We start from the raw sequence: 1418 nt of genomic DNA on the forward strand, positions 1-1418 counted from the left end.
CCTAAGAGTCTATCAAGAATTATTGCTGCTGCTGATCGTACAGAAAGATGGTTATAGTCGGTAGGCCCTTTTACGGGTTCTAAGATATAATCAGCGCTTTTTATAAACTCCTCGGTAAGTCCCCAACCGGTTCCAAAGCAAATGATAATGTCCTTTCCATTCTCTATTTTCTCTCTTAATTCTTTAAACGAGATAGCATTTTCATAATTCCTTGCGGTAGTAACAACAATTTTCGGTTTTACATTATCCTCTTTCTCTATATCTTTTAATGCATCTTCAAAGTAAGGAACAGCCTTAACGAGTTTTAATGCTTCCCACCTTTTGGGATTGTATTCCTTTCCGTGTCCTCCTTGCCAGAAGGTTAGAAGCTTATTTGCAAGCCACAAATGGTTTTCTATCGGTTGAACAAGGTAGTATCTTTTCACTCCGTAAGTTCTAGAAGCTCTCGCTATGTCATGTATATCAAGAGTTGTAAGTGATGTTGATACTACTTTCCTTGCCTTATTGTAAACCGGATAGTGGAGTAGTGCCACATATACAGCCATCTAATCTCCCCTTCTAAATTACTACCGAAAGTATGTCAAAAACTTTGATTTCCTATTATAAAATTTCCCTGTAAATAAGAAAGGAGAGTAAGAGATTGAAACAGGTTGTTTTGCTAACTGTTTTCCTGTTTTTGTTTTCTCTAGACTCCTTTGCACAAAATAAACTTCAAATAGAAGCGGAAAGTTTAAAGGGAAGTGTTAGTAAAGAAGTTGTTGCAGAAGGAAGTGTAGAGATACTTTACGGTAAAGTATTTCTAAAAGGGGATAAAGCTTATTATAGGGAGAAAGGTATTTTAAGACTCGAGGGAAATGTTTTTGTTAAAGAAGGTGATACTGAGCTTTTCTGTGATAAGTTGATTTACGACTTAAATACAAAAAAAGCAGTTCTTACAAACGTTTACGGAAAATTATCTTCCACTGATTACATCAAAGCTAAGAGGATAGAAAGAATATCCGAAAAAGAGTGGGTTGCCTATGACGGAATTTATACTCCGTGTTCACAAAGATGTCCCGATTGGTCTATTGGGGCAAAAAAGTTTAACGTTCTTCTTGGAGAAGGTATAAAAGGTAAATGGGTATCTTTTAGAATAAAGGAAATTCCTGTCTTTTTCTTGCCATATTTAAGTACTCCCATAATTAGGGAAAGAAAGACCGGTTTTTTACTTCCAAGAGTAGGGTATAGAAAAGAAGATGGTTTTATATACAAACAACCTTTTTATATAGTTCTTGGAAGAAGCGCAGACCTTACTTTAACTTATGAGAAGAGAACAAAAGATGGAAATAGCAAAAGTGCTGAGTTCCGATATATTCTTTCTAAAAATAATAAAGGAAACTTGTCATATTCGATTATAAATAAAGAAGGTCAAAAAGACT

General features: G+C 34.9%; 2 protein-coding genes. One reads left to right on the plus strand and one right to left on the minus strand.

Going from position 1 to position 1418, the window contains the following annotated elements:
- The coding region (locus ABGX27_04715; protein ID MEO2068796.1) for an RNA methyltransferase at positions 1–545 on the minus strand (545 nt) is incomplete at its 3' end.
- Between the two features lie 95 nt (positions 546–640).
- Here ABGX27_04715 and ABGX27_04720 point away from each other — a divergent pair.
- Positions 641–1418: putative LPS assembly protein LptD (locus ABGX27_04720; protein MEO2068797.1), on the plus strand; the 778-nt coding region annotated here is incomplete at its 3' end.

This window comes from Desulfurobacteriaceae bacterium (genome assembly GCA_039832905.1).
In the GTDB taxonomy this organism is placed as follows: domain Bacteria; phylum Aquificota; class Aquificia; order Desulfurobacteriales; family Desulfurobacteriaceae; genus Desulfurobacterium.